Origin of the sequence: Frigoribacterium sp. CFBP 8759 (assembly GCF_014841655.1) — a bacterium.
Classification (GTDB): Bacteria; Actinomycetota; Actinomycetes; order Actinomycetales; family Microbacteriaceae; genus Frigoribacterium.
Window position 1 is genome coordinate 561,335 of record NZ_JACYUH010000003.1, and the last position, 15,996, is coordinate 577,330.

General features: G+C 70.6%; 19 protein-coding genes. 12 read left to right on the forward strand and 7 right to left on the reverse strand.

The features are described 5' to 3' along the window. Nucleotides 1-145: 145 nt before the first annotated feature. Both IFT79_RS12785 and upp read right to left on the reverse strand, forming a co-directional pair. On the reverse strand, nucleotides 146-922 hold the full coding sequence (locus tag IFT79_RS12785; RefSeq protein ID WP_192124551.1) for a winged helix-turn-helix domain-containing protein: 777 nt from the start codon (nucleotides 920-922) through the stop codon (nucleotides 146-148). 499 nt (nucleotides 923-1,421) lie between these two features. Then, nucleotides 1,422-2,054, reverse strand: a complete 633-nt coding sequence (gene upp / locus IFT79_RS12790; RefSeq protein ID WP_043593011.1) for a uracil phosphoribosyltransferase — start codon at nucleotides 2,052-2,054, stop codon at nucleotides 1,422-1,424. 93 nt (nucleotides 2,055-2,147) lie between these two features. On the opposite strand from upp, the gene IFT79_RS12795 reads away from it, so the two are divergent. After that, entirely contained in the window at nucleotides 2,148-2,594 is a 447-nt protein-coding gene (locus IFT79_RS12795) for a nucleoside deaminase (protein WP_192124821.1), read from the forward strand. A gap of 39 nt (nucleotides 2,595-2,633) precedes the next feature. On the opposite strand, the gene IFT79_RS12800 is transcribed toward IFT79_RS12795, so the two are convergent. Further along, entirely contained in the window at nucleotides 2,634-3,596 is a 963-nt protein-coding gene (locus tag IFT79_RS12800) for a cation diffusion facilitator family transporter (protein ID WP_123570541.1), read from the reverse strand. 46 nt (nucleotides 3,597-3,642) lie between these two features. On the opposite strand from IFT79_RS12800, the gene proC reads away from it, so the two are divergent. After that, a complete protein-coding gene (gene proC, locus IFT79_RS12805) occupies nucleotides 3,643-4,494 on the forward strand; it encodes a pyrroline-5-carboxylate reductase (RefSeq protein ID WP_192124553.1) in 852 nt (283 codons plus the stop codon). A gap of 4 nt (nucleotides 4,495-4,498) precedes the next feature. On the opposite strand, the gene IFT79_RS12810 is transcribed toward proC, so the two are convergent. Further along, the gene (locus tag IFT79_RS12810) at nucleotides 4,499-5,170 is read right to left on the reverse strand and encodes a potassium channel family protein (protein ID WP_043593005.1); all 672 of its coding nucleotides are present in this window, start codon (nucleotides 5,168-5,170) and stop codon (nucleotides 4,499-4,501) included. Next, a complete protein-coding gene (locus IFT79_RS12815) occupies nucleotides 5,163-6,611 on the reverse strand; it encodes a TrkH family potassium uptake protein (RefSeq protein WP_370516184.1) in 1,449 nt (482 codons plus the stop codon). Before IFT79_RS12815 ends, IFT79_RS12810 begins: the two co-directional genes overlap by 8 nt. A 36-nt stretch (nucleotides 6,612-6,647) precedes the next feature. Between IFT79_RS12815 and IFT79_RS16975 the strand changes: the two genes are divergently transcribed. From IFT79_RS16975 to IFT79_RS12835, 4 genes are all read left to right on the forward strand, one after another. Continuing rightward, nucleotides 6,648-7,184 (forward strand): ArsR/SmtB family transcription factor, encoded by a 537-nt coding sequence (locus IFT79_RS16975; protein WP_082460318.1) that lies wholly within the window; start codon nucleotides 6,648-6,650, stop codon nucleotides 7,182-7,184. A gap of 113 nt (nucleotides 7,185-7,297) precedes the next feature. Beyond that, nucleotides 7,298-7,492: a helix-turn-helix domain-containing protein gene (locus IFT79_RS12825; protein ID WP_043593002.1), complete on the forward strand. Its 195-nt coding sequence runs from the start codon at nucleotides 7,298-7,300 to the stop codon at nucleotides 7,490-7,492. A gap of 107 nt (nucleotides 7,493-7,599) precedes the next feature. After that, nucleotides 7,600-7,698, forward strand: a complete 99-nt coding sequence (locus IFT79_RS12830) for a 30S ribosomal protein bS22 (RefSeq protein ID WP_003792170.1) — start codon at nucleotides 7,600-7,602, stop codon at nucleotides 7,696-7,698. Nucleotides 7,699-7,788: 90 nt separating this feature from the next. Then, complete coding sequence (locus IFT79_RS12835) at nucleotides 7,789-8,055, forward strand: glutaredoxin family protein (RefSeq protein WP_192124555.1); 267 nt, start codon at nucleotides 7,789-7,791, stop codon at nucleotides 8,053-8,055. Nucleotides 8,056-8,133: 78 nt separating this feature from the next. On the opposite strand, the gene aspS is transcribed toward IFT79_RS12835, so the two are convergent. After that, entirely contained in the window at nucleotides 8,134-9,468 is a 1,335-nt protein-coding gene (gene aspS, locus IFT79_RS12840) for an aspartate--tRNA(Asn) ligase (protein WP_056046595.1), read from the reverse strand. 120 nt (nucleotides 9,469-9,588) lie between these two features. Between aspS and IFT79_RS12845 the strand changes: the two genes are divergently transcribed. The 5 genes from IFT79_RS12845 to ccsB are packed head-to-tail and all read left to right on the forward strand — an operon-like array spanning nucleotide 9,589 to nucleotide 14,459. Continuing rightward, entirely contained in the window at nucleotides 9,589-10,236 is a 648-nt protein-coding gene (locus IFT79_RS12845; RefSeq protein WP_056046592.1) for a histidine phosphatase family protein, read from the forward strand. Beyond that, nucleotides 10,233-10,862, forward strand: coding sequence for a TlpA disulfide reductase family protein (locus tag IFT79_RS12850; RefSeq protein WP_056046589.1), 630 nt, complete (start codon nucleotides 10,233-10,235; stop codon nucleotides 10,860-10,862). The genes IFT79_RS12845 and IFT79_RS12850 overlap by 4 nt, the downstream gene beginning before the upstream one ends. Further along, nucleotides 10,863-11,627, forward strand: a complete 765-nt coding sequence (locus tag IFT79_RS12855) for a cytochrome c biogenesis protein CcdA (RefSeq protein ID WP_192124557.1) — start codon at nucleotides 10,863-10,865, stop codon at nucleotides 11,625-11,627. It abuts the gene before it with no gap. Then, nucleotides 11,611-13,449, forward strand: coding sequence for a cytochrome c biogenesis protein ResB (gene resB, locus IFT79_RS12860; protein ID WP_192124559.1), 1,839 nt, complete (start codon nucleotides 11,611-11,613; stop codon nucleotides 13,447-13,449). Before IFT79_RS12855 ends, resB begins: the two co-directional genes overlap by 17 nt. Continuing rightward, nucleotides 13,449-14,459: a c-type cytochrome biogenesis protein CcsB gene (gene ccsB / locus IFT79_RS12865; protein ID WP_159826062.1), complete on the forward strand. Its 1,011-nt coding sequence runs from the start codon at nucleotides 13,449-13,451 to the stop codon at nucleotides 14,457-14,459. The genes resB and ccsB overlap by 1 nt, the downstream gene beginning before the upstream one ends. Nucleotides 14,460-14,504: 45 nt before the next feature. Here the strand turns inward: ccsB and IFT79_RS12870 are convergent, their stop codons facing one another. Further along, entirely contained in the window at nucleotides 14,505-15,521 is a 1,017-nt protein-coding gene (locus IFT79_RS12870) for an o-succinylbenzoate synthase (RefSeq protein WP_192124561.1), read from the reverse strand. A 42-nt stretch (nucleotides 15,522-15,563) separates the two neighbouring features. On the opposite strand from IFT79_RS12870, the gene IFT79_RS12875 reads away from it, so the two are divergent. Continuing rightward, entirely contained in the window at nucleotides 15,564-15,995 is a 432-nt protein-coding gene (locus IFT79_RS12875) for a hypothetical protein (RefSeq protein ID WP_056046580.1), read from the forward strand. Nucleotide 15,996: the final 1 nt, after the last annotated feature.

The following is a 15,996-nucleotide window of genomic DNA, read 5'->3' on the forward strand; positions in this document are numbered from 1 at the left end:
ATTCCGCCTCGGCCGCCACAGCAAACGACGTCGGCGAGACACAATCTATAACGGATCGGTAACGGTGGTCCAGGGGTGGACCCGAGGAATTCCTGGGAACTCGCACCGAGCCGTCGCCGCGGCCGGCGCGTGTGTCGGACGGGGTTCAGAACACGTCGGGCGACGGGGTCGACGCGTGACGGATCGAGACGTCCGCGTGGCGGTCGAACCGGTAGCCGACCCCGCGGACGGTGCGGACGATGTCCTCGAAGGCGCCGAGTTTCGACCGCAGTCGACGGACGTGCACGTCGATGGTGCGTTCGTTCGGCACCTCGTCGTCGCCGTCGGCCCAGAGGCTCGAGATCAGCTCTGCTCGTTCGATGGTGCGGCCCTCGCGCAGGACGAGGTACTGCAGCAGCTCGAACTCCTTGTAGGTCAGGGGAGCCACGTCGCCGTCCAGCAGCAGGCGCTTGCGCGAGATGTCGACGACGACGCCGCCACGGGCACCGGGCTCGTCGTCCTCGGTGACCTGTCGGCGCTTCGCCAGGGCGGCCGGGTCCTGCAGGGCCAGGCGGACGACCTCGACGTCTCGGCCGCCGGCCCCCTCGGGGGCGAGGGCCACGGCGGCGTGCGTCTCGGCCGACGGGGCGATCCGTCCGACGAGCTCCTTGATCTGCGAGACGACGTCGCCGAGCGAGGTGCCGTCGGCGGCGGCCTTGAGCTCGTCGAGCCCGACGTAGAGGACGAAGCCGCGGGCCTCGGTGCCCTCGGGCACGGCGCGGGGTCGAGGTGCCGCGGGAGCAGCGGGACTCGCGACGACGGACGCGTCGCTGGGGGCGGCCGAGAGGGCGGGCGCGACCTCGCGGAGGGGCGTCGGGGCGGCGGAACGGGCGGGCGAGACGGTGCGGGTGGCGGTGACGGGGCGGTCGAGGATGAGGGACATGACAGGCGGGGTCCTTGCGTGACGGCGGCGGTCTCTCGGGCCGACGGGTCGCCGGGTGCGGAGGGACTGCTCGATGTGTGTCGGTGCTCGATCCCGCCGGCGATGGTGCCGTACGTCACGAGCAGTCGGTGCGATGCACCGTTCGGGATGCGCGTCGAGGGTGGCGACGCGGGGCATCCTGGAGTCGGTGGCTCAGTGACCGGGTGGGGTCACGAGCTCAGCTGGCGGTGTCAGCAGCTTCGACTCGGCGAGGTGTGTGACCGGATCAGGCACACATTCGACACATGACAGCGTGCATCGGCATCATCATGCCGGTGCTCCCGAGGGCCTCACGAGAGGTCGGGGTGAGCACACTGTTAGTCATGGGGTCGATCTTGTTACACCCCGCGTCGCGATGTCAAGCGACGTTCGCGTTCCGGCACCGTGAGCGGCCCGGAAACGCCGGACCGCGCCTCCTGCGGTCGAGGAGGCGCGGTCCGGGGCGTCGGGGCGACGGGGCTCAGGCGAGCCCGTAGAGGCGGTCGCCCGCGTCGCCGAGGCCCGGCACGATGTAGCCCTGCTCGTTGAGCTTCTCGTCGACGGCGCCCAGCACGACGTGGACGTCGCGGCCCTCCATCGCCTTCTCGACGGCGGCGAGGCCCTCGGGTGCGGCCAGGATGCAGACCGCCGTGACGTCGACGGCGCCGCGGTCGAGCAGGTAGTCGATCGCCGCGATGAGCGAACCGCCGGTGGCGAGCATCGGGTCGAGCACGAAGCACTGACGGTTCGAGAGGTCGTCGGGCAGACGCTCGGCGTAGGTCGTGGGCTGGAGGGTCTCTTCGTCGCGCACCATGCCGAGGAATCCGACCTCGGCCGTGGGGACGAGCTTGGTCATGCCCTCGAGCATGCCGAGGCCGGCGCGCAGGATCGGCACGACGAGCGGTCGCGGCTGGCTGATCTCGAGACCCGTGGTCGGACCGACCGGGGTCTCGATGTCGACGGGGCTGGTGCGGACGTCGCGCGTGGCCTCGTAGGCCAGCAGCGTGACGAGTTCTTCGGTCAGCGCCCGGAAGGTGGGGGAGGGTGTGCTCTTGTCGCGGAGCACGGTCAGCTTGTGGGTGATCAGGGGGTGGTCCGCTACGTGCACTCGCATAGGCTCAACGGTAGCGGAGTCGACCGGTTCCGTGAGCCGTCCCGACCCCGCAGAGGCCCCGTGATCGCCGTCCCGCCCGAGTTCGACGACTGGATGTCGCTCGCCCTCGCCGAGGCCGACGCGTGCCGTGTCTCGGCCGACGTGCCGGTCGGTGCCGTGGTGGTCGACACCGACGGCCTGGTCATCGCGACCGGTCGGAACGAACGCGAGCTGCGGCAGGACCCGACCGCCCACGCCGAGGTGATCGCGCTGCGGGCCGCCGCGGCGCACACCGGCGACTGGCACCTCACCGGCACGACGCTCGTGGTCACCCTCGAACCGTGCCCCATGTGCGCCGGGGCCCTGCTCGCCGCCCGGGTCCCGCGGCTCGTCTACGGGGCCTGGGACGACAAGGCAGGAGGCGCGGGCAGCGTCTACGACATCGTCCGAGACCGCAGGCTCCCGCACCGCGCCGAGGTGTACGCCGGCGTGCGCGAGGCCGAGTGCCGGGCTCGGCTGGACGACTTCTTCGCCGCGCGGCGCGTCGTCGAGGGGCACTGAGGCGGGCCGACCCCGAGGGCCGATCCGCGCCTCCTCGGGTCAGTCGGCCGCGCGGATGACGATCGCGTCGGTCGGCGGGTCGACCTGGCCCGGCTTGACCCAGACGTCGGGTTCGACGTAGATGACGCGGGCGATCGGCACGGCCTCGCGGATGCGCGACTCGACGGCGTTGATGGCGCTCGCGACGTCGGCCAGCACCGTGCGGCCGGGCATCGCGACCTTGACGCCGACGAGCAGCTCGTCGGGACCGAGGTAGAGGGTCTTCATGTGGATGATCGACTCGACCTCGGGCCCGCCCGTGATCGCGGCGCGGATCTTCTGGACGTCCTCGGCCGAGGCGCCCTCGCCGACGAGCAGGCTCTTCGTCTCGATGCCGAGGATCACGGCCACCGCGACGAGCAGCACGCCGATCGCGAGGGTGCCGATCGCGTCGAAGACGCCGTCACCGGTGATCCAGGTGAGCACGACGCCGATCATGGCGAACGACAGGCCGAGCAGCGCGGCGGCGTCCTCGAGCAGCACGACCGGCAGCTCGGGGGCCTTGGCCCGGCGCACGAACGCGACCCAGCTCTGCTGACCCTTGCTCGGGCGGGACTCGCGGATCGCGGTGCGCAGCGAGAACCCCTCGAGGGCGAGCGAGATGGCGAGCACGAGGACGGGCAGCCAGGGCACCTCGAGGGGGTGCGGCTCGCGCAGCTTCTCGACGCCCTCGTAGAGCGAGAACACGCCACCGACGCTGAACAGGATGATCGAGACGACGAACGCGTAGACGTAGCGTTCGCGCCCGTGGCCGAAGGGGTGGTCGGCGTCGGCGGCCTTCTTCGCCTTGCGGCCACCGAGCAGCAGCAGGAGCTGGTTGCCCGAGTCCGCCAGGGAGTGGACGCCCTCGGCGAGCATGGACGACGACCCCGAGAACGCCCAGGCGATGAACTTCGTCACCGCGATGCCCAGGTTCGCGCTGAGTGCGGCGATGATCGCCTTGTTGCCGCCGTGACTGCTCATCGGTTCGATCCCCTCGTGTGGTCCTGGTCGATCCTAGGATGGCCGGATGGTCACCACCCTCCCCACCACAGCGATTCTCGGAGCCGGCTCGATGGGCGGCGCGATCCTGCAGGGCCTGCTGCGCCCCGAGGTGTCCGTCGACGGGGGCGTGCGGGTGACGAACCGCACCGAGGTCAAGGCCCGCGCGCTGCGGCACGGCGGGGTCACCTCCCTCGCCACCGAGACCGACCCGAGCGCCAACTCCTCCGCGGTCGTCGGTGCGCGGCTGGTGCTGATCGGCGTGAAGCCGCACATGGTGGTCGACCTGCTGCACGAGATCGGTCCCGTGCTCGACGCGGGCGCCGTCGTCGTGAGCCTGGCCGCCGGCGTGACGACGGCCACGATGGAGGCGGCGCTGCCCGAGTCCGTGTCGGTGCTGCGCTCCATGCCGAACACGCCGTCGCACGTCGGTCTCGGGGTGACCGGCCTGAGCGCCGGGTCGCGCTCGACCGACGCCGACCTGGCCCTGGCCCGGTCGCTCTTCGCCGTCGTCGGCGACGTCGTGGTCGTCCCCGAGGCGCAGATCGACGCGCTCAGCACGATCTCGGGTTCGGGCCCCGCGTACGTCTTCTACCTCGTCGAGCAACTGCAGGAGGCGGCGGTCGCGTTGGGCTTCACCCGCGCGCAGGCCGCCACCCTGGTGCAGGGCACGTTCCGTGGCGCGAGCGAGCTGCTCGCGACGAGCGACGTCCTGCCGGCCGACGCCGCACCGGCCGAACTCCGTCGCCGTGTCACGAGCCCTGGCGGAACGACCGAGCGCGCCGTGGCCGAACTCGCCGACGGTGGTCTGCTCGAGCTGTTCGAGCGGGCGACCCAGGCGGCCCTGGCCCGCAACCGCGAGATCGCCGAAGGGCGCTAGGCGATCAGCCCTCGAGGGCGGCGAAGCGCTCGATGGCGCGGCTGTCGCCCGACACGATGATCAGGTCGTGGTTGCTGATGACCGTCTCGGGGGTCGCCTCGACGAACGCCCCACCGGGGCTCTTGACGCCGACGATCGTGATGCCGTACTTCTTGCGGATGTTCGACGCGGCCAACGAGGCACCGCGGACGGGCTTCGGCGGATACATCTTGACGATCGCGAAGGCGTCGTCGAACTCGATGTAGTCGAGCATCCGGCCCGAGACGAGGTGCGCGACGCGCTCGCCGGCCTCGCGCTCGGGGTAGATGACGTGGTTTGCGCCGATGCGGGCGAGGATCTTGCCGTGCGACTGGCTGATCGCCTTCGCCCAGATCTGCGGCACCTTCAGGTCGACCAGGTTGGCCGTGATGAGCACGCTGGCCTCGATGGACGAGCCGACGGCGACGACCGCGATCGAGAAGTCCTGCGCGCCGATCTGCTTGAGGGCGTCGATGCTCCGGGCGTCGGCCTGCACCGCGTGCGTCACGCGGTCGGCCCATTTCTGCACGAGCCCGGCGTCGGTGTCGACGGCGAGCACGTCACGGTCCTGCCGTTCGAGCTGTCCGGCGGTCGCGGCGCCGAAGCGTCCGAGGCCGATGACGAGCACCGGGGCGTCGTGCTTGATCTTGTCAACCAACGATCGGTCGCTCCTCGGCTCGGGTGAACAGCTGGCGTCGTTGGCTGGCGGCCAGGGCGACGGAGAGTGTCACTGTACCAACGCGGCCCATCCACATCGTGACCGCCAGGATGTACTTCGCCGAGTCCGGCAGGCGGTCGGTCAGGCCGGTGCTGAGCCCCGAGGTGGCGAACGCCGAGATGGACTCGAACAGCACGTGGTCGAGGGGCTCCTTCGTGATGTGCATGATCAGGATGCTCGACACGGCGACGATCGTGGCGCCCCAGAGGACGACGCTGACGGCCAGGCGCAGGACGTCGCTGGGGATGCGGCGGCCGAAGGCCTCCATCGACCGCTGGCCGCGCGCCTCCGCGAAGGCCGCCAGGAACAGCACCGCGAGCGTCGTGACCTTGATGCCTCCGGCGGTCGACGCCGAGCCGCCGCCGATGAACATGAGCATGTCGGTGACGAGGAGCGACGATCCGTTCAGGTCGGAGATCTGGATCGTCGAGAAACCGCCCGACCTCGTCATCATGCTGAGGAACAGGGACTGGAACACCGTCGGGCCGGCCTCGATGCCGCCGAACGTCTTCGGGTTGTCGAACTCGAGGACGATGTAGAGCACCATGCCGAACACGATGAGGATCGCCGTCGTCAGCAGGGTCAGCTTGACGTGGACGGACCAGCGCCGGGGATTGCGGGGGTTCCGGGCCAGGGCGTAGATCACCGGGAACCCGATGCTGCCGAGGAAGACCCCGACCATGATCAGGCTGAGGAACCAGTAGTCGTTCTCGAACGCGGCCAGACCTTCGGCGTTGGGCGTGAACCCGGTGTTCGTGAAGGCCATCGCCGAGTAGTAGAAGCTGTCGAGCACCGCGTCGCCGACGGGGATGCCGTCGATCAGCATGCGGGGGATCATCAGCACCGCGATGACGAGCTGGATCACGAACGAGCTGAGGGCCACCGTCGTCAGCAGGCCACCGATCTCGCCGAGCCGCACGGCCTGACCCTCGGGCACCGGGCCGGCGTGCACCCGCAGCGGGTTCTGGTCGCCGGCGGCCATGAGCCGGGCGCGGAGGCCGAGCTTGCGCGAGACGACGAGGCCCATGATCGACGCGAGCGTGAGCACGCCGATCGCCCCGATCTGCACGCCGACGAAGATGACGACGTGGCCGAACAGGGACCAGTGGGTGGCCATGTCGACCGTCGCGAGGCCGGTCACGCAGATGACCGAGACGGCCGTGAACACGGAGTCGGCCAGCGGGGTGATCGTCCGGTCGGCCGAGGCGATCGGCAGCGAGAACAGCAGGGTGAAGACGACGATGAGGCCGGTGAAGATCAGGATGGCGAAGCGCGCGGGCGACTTGCGACCGATGTCGTCGATCGCGTCGCTGAGTCTGCGCCAGGGCGAGCGGCCGGGGTCCGAGGGGCGGCGTCGACCGGCGACGGGGGCGCGAGTCACGACGGTCATGCTATCCCGGGTCACTACGCTGGTCGCATGCCGGACATCTTCGCCGTGATCGCCGACGCCACCCGCCGAGACCTCTTGAAGGTGCTGCTCGACGCCTCGCTGTCGACCGACTCCGCCAATGCCGACATCAGCGTGGGTGAGATGGTCACGTCCCTCGGCGTCAGCCAGCCGACCGTCTCGAAGCACCTCCGGGTGCTGCGCGAGGCCGGTCTGGTGCGCGTCCGCGAAGAAGGGCAGCACCGGTACTACTCGCTCGAGTCGGGGCCGCTCGAGGTGGTCGAGGACTGGTTGATCCCGTTCGTCAGTGCCGACTCGCTGACCTCCGAGGCGTTGGCCAGCACGCCCTTCGCCGCCTGGGCCGGGGCCTCCGTCCCCGCCCCGCTCCGGCGGGCGGCCGAGAACCTGCCCGACGCCGAGGACGTCGGGAGCACGCTGGGTCGCTACGCGGCCGGGGCCCAGCACCGCGCCTCCTCGGCCCTGCACGACGCCCAGAGCGCGCTCGGGGCCCTGGACGAGCGCGTCATCGACCCCGTCCGCAAGCGGTGGGGACGCACCGGCCAGTAGCGGCCCGGGCGCCTTTACACCGAGTCACACGCGCCCCTAGAGTTGCCCCCAGGCACATGGGGAACACCCGTCTGCTCCACAGCCCCGGCCGGGGCCCGAGACGAGGCAGGGTCATGTCGCAGGATCTGTCGGATGTGCGGTTCCTCACGGTCGCCGAGGTGGCCGACATGATGCGCGTGTCGAAGATGACGGTCTACCGCATGGTCCACTCGGGCGAGCTGCCGGCGATCCGCTTCGGGCGGTCCTTCCGCGTGCCGGAATCGGCCGTCGCGGCCGTGCTGCGAATCGGCATCGCCGACGTCGGGTAGGCCCACTTCGACTTTCTCGGGCCGTCCTAGTAGACTGACCCGAGGCATTTTTCCGCGGTTCTGTTTCGGACCCGGTCGGTCCAATCCAGAAATCAGTGAGGTCCTCTATGGGTTCTGTCATCAAGAAGCGTCGCAAGCGCATGGCGAAGAAGAAGCACCGCAAGCTGCTTCGCAAGACTCGTCACCAGCGTCGCAACAAGAAGTAGTCGCTCGACGCGAAGGCCCCCGCCGACCACCGGTCGCCGGGGGCCTTCGTCGTGCCCGGGCGCCATCCGGCCCTCGCTACCCTTGAGGGCATGGCCGAACCGCGAATCACCCTCCTGACCAAGCCGGGCTGCCACCTGTGCGACGACGCCCGTTCCGCGGTGCACGGCGTGCTGGCCGAAGCCGAGTTCGTCGATGCCGGCATGGTCGTCGACGAGAAGAACATCCTCGACGACGCCGAGCTCACCGCCGAGTACGCGGAAGAGATCCCGGTCGTCCTGATCGACGGTCGCGTGCACACCATCTGGCGGGTCGAGCCCGAGCGCCTGCGGACGGCGCTCCGCGCGGCCGTCCGCTGAGGACGGCCGACGGCGCACGACGACGAGAAGCCCCGACGAGACGCTCTCGTCGGGGCTTCTGTGATCCGTGGTGAGGAGCTACGGCTGGAGGCGCGTGGGGCCGCGGAAGAGGAAGGTCACCTCACGCAGGTTGGCCTGGTTCAGCATGAGCATCAGCACCCGGGCGAGGCCCATGCCGAAGCCGCCGTGCGACGGGGCGCCGTAGCGGAAGAAGTCGAGGTAGCTCGAGAGCTCTTCGGGCTTCATGCCCTTCTCGCGGATCTGCTGCTCGAGCACCTCGATGCGGTGCTCGCGCTGCGCACCCGTGGTGATCTCGGTGCCGCGGTAGATGAGGTCGTAGCTCTTGGTGAGCTGCGGGTCGTCGTCATGACGCATGTGATAGAACGGGCGGATCGAGGCGTCGTAGTCCGTCAGGTACACGAAGTCGTGTCCGAACTCCTCCGCGACGTACTCGGCGATGCGGCGCTCGCCCTCGGGGTCCATGTCGGCGTCCGCACGGGGCACCTCGTAGCCGCGCTCGGCCACGATGCGCTTGGCCTCGGCCAAGGGGATGCGGGGGAACGGCACGGTCGGCACCACGACGTCGACGTCGAAGAGCTCCTTGATCTCGGCGCCGTGCTTGTCGGCCACGGCCTGGAACGCGAAGGCCAGCAACTGCTCCTGCATCTGCATGACGTCCTCGTGGCTCTCGACGTAGCTGATCTCGGCGTCGACCCCCGTGAACTCGGTCGCGTGACGCGACGTGAACGACGGGTCGGCCCGGAACACCGGAGCGATCTCGAAGATCTTGCCGAAGCCGGCCGACTGGGCCATCTGCTTGAAGAACTGGGGGCTCTGCGCCAGGTAGGCGACACCGTCGAAGTAGTCGACCTTGAACAGCTCGGCGTTCGACTCGCTCGGGGTCGCCATGAGCTTCGGGGTGTGGATCTCGACGTAGTCACGCTCGATCCACCAGGTGCGCAGGGCGTGCTCGAAGGTCGTCTGCACGCGGAAGATCAGGGCGTTGCGGGGGACGCGCAGGTCGAGGAAGCGCCAGTCGAGGCGCTTGTCGATGCCGCTGTCGGCGGCGATGGGGGTCTCGGGGTCGGCCAGCGAGTCGATGACGAGCGTCTCGACCTTGACCTCGATGCCGCCGAGCTTGACGCGCTCGTCGTGCTTGAGCTCGCCCGTGACGGTGACGAAGCTGCCCTGCGACAGCGACGAGATCGCGTCGGCGACGTCGTCGGTCTCGCCAGCGGCCTCGAGCACGTCGGCCGCGGTACGGGGGCGGACCAGTTGAAGGGCGCCCGTCTCGTCGCGGAGGACGACGAACTGCACCTTCTTCTGGTCGCGCACCGTCTCGACCCAGCCGGTCACGGTCACGGGTCCGTCGGGCAGCGCGGACAGGTCTTTGATGAGGGTGCGTTCGATCACGAGGCCCGAGTTTACAGTCACCGCCTCGCGCGACCCGCCGGACGGCCCCGCCGGACCACGGCGAGCTTGGGGCTTCCCGTGTGGGAGGTGTGCAGGCGGTCCCGACCTAGACTCGTCCGCATGCCCGCGCAGCAGATCCACCTCGTCCGGCACGGTGAGGTGCACAACCCCGAGCACGTGCTCTACGGCCGCCTCGACGGGTTCGGCCTGAGCGACCTCGGCCACCGGATGGCGGCCGCCTCGGCCGACGCCTTCCACGAGCAGGGCGTCCCGGTCCGTGCCGTCGTGGCCTCACCGCTCCAGCGCACCCGCGAGAGCGCGGCGCCGTGGTCGTCGGCCTTCGGGCTCGAGACGCAGGTCGACGAGCGGCTGATCGAGCCGAGCAACAAGTACGAGGGTCGTCGCAGCGACTTCACCATCGCGAAACAGCTCAAGGTGCCGGCCGAGTGGCCCTGGATCGTCAACCCCCTGAAGCCGAGCTGGGGCGAGGCCTACGTGAGCATCGCCGCCCGCATGCTCTCGGCGGTCGACGAGGCCTGGTCGAGCGTCGACGAGGGCGACGTCGTGCTCGTCAGCCACCAGCTGCCCATCTGGATGGTCCACCGGAGCGTGACGGGCGCCCGCCTGTTCCACGACCCGCGCCGCCGCCGCTGCACCCTCTCGAGCATCACGACGCTCGAACGCCGCGAGGGGGGCTTCGTCGAGGTCGGCTACCAGGAACCCGCTGCACACTTGAACCAGTCCGCCGTCGACCTGGGAGCAGTGTGAGCCAGAAGACCATCCGTCCGACCCGAGCCCGACTCGTGGTCCGGGGCCTCGCGCTCGCCGCAGTCCTGGGCGTCGTCGCCACGGGGTGCTCGTCCACCGCCGACGACCTCGCGAAGCAGTACGGCAACGGCACCACCGAGAACTACATCTCGGGCAACGGCACCGTGACCGAGATCGCGCCCGAGGACCGCACCGACCCGGTCGCGTTCACGGCCGAGACGGACGCCGGCGAGACCGTCTCGAGGAGCGACCACGAGGGCGAGGTCGTCGTCCTCAACTTCTGGTACGCGGCGTGCCCGCCCTGCCGTCTCGAAGCACCGGAGCTGGAGAAGCTCAACCAGTCCTACGCCGACAAGGGCGTCGAGTTCCTCGGCGTCAACGTGCGCGACCAGGCCGACACCTCCCTGGCCTTCGCCCGCACCTTCGACGTCACCTACCCGTCGGTCGTCGACGCCAACGACGGCGCGGTCCAGCTCGCCCTCGCCGGCACGATCGCGCCCAACGCCGTGCCGACCACGATCGTCCTCGACAAGCAGGGCCGCATCGCGGCGCGCATCCTGGGCGGTCTCGACGGGCCCGGCATCCTCGACACCCTGATCTCCGACACCCTCGCCGAGACGTCCTAGGTGTACCAGGGCAATCCCTTCTTCGACGCGGTCGTGGGCGGTCAGCTCGCGGTCGGCCTGCCGGTGGCCCTGCTGGCGGGGCTCATCTCGTTCCTGTCGCCGTGCGTGCTGCCGCTCGTGCCGGGGTACCTCGGTTACGTCGGCGGTCTGACGACGGGGGCGACCGAGGCGTGGGCCCGGCGCCGCGACCGCCGCCGGCTCGTCCTCGGCGTCGTCCTGTTCATCCTCGGCTTCTCGGTCGTCTTCGTCGGCACCTCGCTCGCCTTCGCCTCGGCGGGGTTCTGGTTGATCCAGTGGCGCGACGTCGTCACCCGGGTCATGGGCGTCGTGGTGATCCTGCTCGGTCTCGTCTTCATCGGGCAGTTCACGTTCTTGCAACGCACCCTCAAGCCCGGGTTCCTCCCGAAGACGGGTCTCGCCGGGGCGCCCCTGCTCGGCATCGTCTTCGGCATCGGGTGGACCCCCTGCATCGGACCCACCCTGGCCGCCGTGCAGGTGCTCGCCCTGGGCTCGGGCTCGGCCTGGCAGGGCGTCCTGCTCGGGGCCTTCTACTGCATCGGCCTCGGGGTCCCGTTCCTGCTCGTCGCGCTCGGCTTCGGGTGGGCGTCACGATCCATCTCGTTCGTCAAGCGGCACATCCGCGTCGTCAACATCGTCGGAGGGTCACTGCTCGTGCTCATCGGTCTGCTCATGGTCACGGGCCTCTGGTCCAGCCTCATGTCACACGTCGGGGCGGTGATCGCGACCTATGGCACGATCGTCTGACCGCGACGGGGGCGACGCGACCCGCGCCTCCTCGGTGGCCGCCGGGACCGACACCGGGCGGAGCGACACCGGGTTGACCGACGCGGACGCCACCGACGTCGGCGGCGACCCGTTGCGCCCGAGCGACCACATCGACTCGGTCCGCCCGGCGGCCTCCGACGGCGCGGGCATCACGCAGCCGAAGCTCGGCCCCGTCGGCTACCTGCGCTTCTTCTGGCGACAGCTGACCAGCATGAAGACCGCGCTCTTCCTACTCATGCTGCTCGCCGTCGCGGCGATCCCCGGTTCGCTCGTGCCGCAGCGCACCTCCGACCCCAACGGCGTGGTCCAGTACCGCACCGACCACCCCGACCTGTTCCCGGTGCTCGACAAGCTCGGCGTCTTCGACACCTACTCGTCGCCCTGGTTCTCGGCCGTCTACCTGCTGCTGTTCATCTCGCTGATCGGCTGCATCATCCCGCGCACACGGCACCACTTCGAGGCGCTGCGGGCCCGTCCGCCGAAGACCCCGGCGCGGTTGTCGCGCCTGGCCGGGTACCGGTCGATCACGCTCGAGACCCCAGGAGGCGCGGGTGAGGCCTCGATCACGGCCGCCCGTGCCGTCGACGCGGCCCGGGCCCAGCTGAAGCGCTCCGGCTACCGCACGCAGGTCTTCGGCGACTCGGTCAGTGCCGAACGCGGCTACCTGCGCGAGACCGGCAACCTGGTGTTCCACTCGGCACTCGTCGGGGTCCTCCTGACCGTCGGCGTCGGCGGCGGCTTCGGTTACTCGGGCCAGCGCGTGGTCGTCGAGGGTCAGACCTTCTCGAACGTGCTCGGCTCCTACGACTCGTTCAACCCGGGCCGCTGGTTCGACGAGGCACAGCTGTCGCCTTTCTCGATCGCGCTCGACCGGTTCTCGACCGAGTACGCGCCCGACACCGCGGGCGCGGCCGGCATGGCCACCGACTTCACCGCCGACGTCACCGCGCAGGCGCGGGGTGGCGACGCCGAGAAGACGCAGATCAAGGTCAACTCGCCCCTGTCGATCGGCGGTTCGAACGTCTACCTGCTGGGCAACGGCTACGCGGTCGACGTGACGGTGCGCGACGGCGAGGGCAACGTCGCGTTCCGGGACACGGTCCCGTTCCTGCCGCAGGACACCAACCTCACCTCGCTCGGCGTCATCAAAGTGCCCGACGCGCTGCCCCGGCAGCTCGGCATGATCGGGTTCTTCTACCCCACGGCGGCGGACAACGGCACGGGGGCCCTGACGTCCACCGACCCGGACACCACGAACCCCGTGCTCAGCCTGAACGTCTACTCGGGCGACCTCGGGCTGGACGCCGGGGTGCCGACGTCCGTCTACACGCTCGACACGGATGGTCTGACCCCGCTGGCCGGCACCGACGACGACGCGCAAGAGAAAGCGGTCCAGCTGACCCCGGGCGAGACGGCGACGATCCCCGACGGTCTCGGCACGATCACCTTCGACGGGGTGAAGCGGTTCGCCTCGTTCGACATCCACCACGACCCCTCGCAGGTCTGGGTGCTGTTGTTCGCGGGGCTCTCGTTCGCCGGTCTGCTGACCGCGTTGTTCGTGCCGCGCCGTCGGGTCTGGGTCAAGGCCACCGAGACCGGCGACGGCGTCCGGCTCGAGTACGCCGGGCTCGCCCGCGGCGAGGACCCCACGCTCGGACGCGCCGTCGGCGACATCGCCAAGGCGCACCTGGGCGGCCTGGGCGTCCCGGCCGACGTCGCGCGCGAGGTCGCCGACGACCCGGCCCGTCACGACGTCGAGAAACCCGGCCCCGCCGCCGGGGGACGCGGACGTAAGATCTGATGGTGACCGCCGACCTCGCCTACTACTCGCTCGTCGCCGTGTACTCGGCGATGGCCATCTACACGATCTCGTTCGTGGCCTTCGCCCTCGACCTGGCGAAGCGGTCCGGTGACGCCCAGCAGGCGGCGGCCCGTGCGGCCAAGGCCGAGGCCCTCGCGACCACCACCGTCTCGCGCTCGTCGTCGGGCGGCAGCACCGTCGTCCTCGACCGGCCGTCGGGCGGAGCGGGCGGGGCGGTCCCCGCCGCCGGTGGGTCCGCCAAGGCCTCGAGCTTCGAGCGCGTCGCCATCGCCATGATGCTCCTGGGGTTCGTCGTCCACGTCTCCTCGGTCGTCCTGCGTGGACTGGCCGCCGGTCGCGTGCCGTGGGCGAACATGTTCGAGTTCTCGCTGACCGGCACCGCGATCATCGTCGGGGTCTACCTGGCCGTCCAGCTGGTGGTCAACCTGCGGTTCCTCGGCGCGTACGTCATGGGCCTCAACCTGGTGCTGCTCGCGATCGGCACCGTCAACTACTACGTGGCGGTCTCGCCGCTGCCACCGGCGCTCCAGTCCGCCTGGCTGGTGATCCACGTCTTCGTGGCCATCCTCGGCACGGCGTTCTTCGCCATCGCCGCCGGGCTCTCGGCCGCCCAGCTCGTGCAGACGAAGCGTGAGCAGTCCAAGCTCGCCGGCCTGCGCTTCCTCGACACCCTCCCGGGCGCCGAGCGCCTCGAAGACCTGGCCTACCGCATCGCCCTCGTCGGCTTCGTCCTCTGGACCTTCACCCTCATCGCCGGCGCCATCTGGGCCGAGCGGGCGTGGGGCCGCTACTGGGGCTGGGACACCAAAGAGGTCTGGACCTTCATCATCTGGGTGCTCTACGCCGGGTACATCCACGCGCGGGCGACCCGTGGGTGGCGCGGGGCCCGGTCGTCGTGGTTGTCGATCATCGGCTTCGCCGCGGTCATGTTCAACTTCTCGGTCGTCAACGTCTTCTTCAAGGGCCTCCACGCGTACTCCGGTCTCTGACGCACCGACGCCGTGGCGTCGCCCGGCGCCGCGTGCGACGGGGCGTCAGCCCGCGAGCACGGCGTAGGAGGCGCGCAGCCGCTCCAGCCACACGTCGCGTCGGTCGTCGTCCACCGCGTGGCGGCGGAGCAGGTCGACGTCGACCTCGACCCGTCGCACGTCGATCTCCCCGTCGACGGGCAGCAGGGGATCACGCGTGACGTCGGCCCCGAGCAGGGCGGCCGTGCCGAGCCCGCAGTCGTGGCGGAGCCCGGGCACGGCGGCGGCGAGGTGCGCCCCCATGCTGAGCCCGACCGACGTGTCGAGGGCGCTCGACACGACGACGGGCAGCCCGGCCGCCGCGACGATGCGCAGTGCGGCGGTGACGCCGCCGAGCGGTTGGGCCTTGATCACGAGGAGGTCCGCGGCCCCGGCCCGGGCCACGGCCAGCGGGTCGTCGGCCTTGCGGACGCTCTCGTCGGCGGCGACGAGCACGCCCGTCCCCGAGACGCGGCGTCGCAGCTCGGCGAGCTCGGGCACCGTGGCGCAGGGCTGTTCGGCGTACTCCAGGGCGTACGGTGCCATGCCGACCAGCGCCTCCTCGGCCAACTCGACGGACCATCCTCCGTTGGCGTCGACGCGGACGCGCCCCTCGGGGCCGACCCAGTCGCGGGCCGCCGCGACGCGGGCGATGTCGTCCGCGAGGGTCTGACCGCGCTCGGCGACCTTGACCTTGACCGTCCGGCAGCCGCGGTAGCGGGCGAGCACGTCGGGCACCCGGTCGGCGGAGACGGCCGGCAGGGTCGCGTTGACCGGCACCCGGCGGGCGCCCCCCTCGGGGAGCCGGCCCCAGCCGAAGTCGATCGTGGCCGCGAGCCAGGCGGCCGCCTCGGCCGGTCCGTACTCGACGAAGGGGCTGAACTCGGTCCAGCCCGACGGGCCCTCGACCAGCAGGGCCTCGCGTGCGTCGAGTCCGCGGAACCGGGTGCGGAGGGGGAGACGGACGACGTGGGCACCCTCGACCAGGTCGGCCAGGGGAGGCAGCGGGGGAGTCGTGGACGGTGCGCGGTCGACGGTCGGCATCCGCCCAGTGTCGCACCGGGGACCCCGGTAAGGTCGTGCGTCATGGTCGACCGCGAACCCGAACCCGTCCGACGACCGGAGCCCTCACCCGACGATCCCTCCGACCCGGGGCGCGACGGCCTCGGCCGCGCCTCGTCCGAGGCCGACGGCCTCCGGGTCTTCGACGGTCCCGGTCACGACGTGCTCGACCCTGCGCGCAGCCGACGCCTCGGCGTCGTCACGTTCGTCCTGGCCGTCGTGCTGCTCGCACTCGACGGTGTGGCCCTGGGACTCCTGGCCGCGGACGCCGTGAGCCCGGCCGCCGTCCTCGCGTTGGTCACCCTGTTGGCCTCCGTCGTCGTCGGGGTGATCGGTCTGATGGCCGCCGTCCTGCGCCGCGGGCGGTGGTGGGGGGTGGCCGCGGTGGTCCTCAGCTCGCTGTCGAACCCGTTCGTGCTCGTCTGGCTGATCGGGCGGTTCGTCTCGACGGTCTGAC